1 pseudogene is annotated in these 349 nt (G+C 65.6%); it reads right to left on the minus strand.

The window, feature by feature from the left end:
* A pseudogene (locus HMPREF3014_RS05045) lies at window positions 1-349 on the minus strand (glutamine synthetase); the annotation flags it as partial.

Below are 349 nucleotides of genomic sequence, written 5' to 3' on the forward strand. Positions count from 1 at the left end.
CGATGTTCCAGGCGTACCGCGTCCGGGCTGCCGGTGGGCACGCGCAGGGCCACGGTGCGGTTGTCCAGGCCCCAGCTCGGCGCGTTCGGCACGTAGAACTGCGAACCGAAGCGGCGGTAGGAGTTGACGTTCGGGCAGAGGAAGGCCATGGAGGCCGGCAGGGTCTCGAGCACGCCGCCGATCGCATGGCGCAATGCGGCGTTCTGCTCGGGATCCTCGCTGGTGAAGATGTTGTTGCCGTGCTTGTCGAGCAGCGAGATGTGTACGTGCAGTCCGTTCCCGGCCTGGCCCGGATAGGGCTTGGCCATGAAGGTGGTGTCCATCTCGTGGTCGTAGGCGATGTTCTTGA

It is taken from the genome of Pseudomonas sp. HMSC065H01, assembly GCF_001815235.1.
Classification (GTDB): domain Bacteria; phylum Pseudomonadota; class Gammaproteobacteria; order Pseudomonadales; family Pseudomonadaceae; genus Pseudomonas; species Pseudomonas aeruginosa.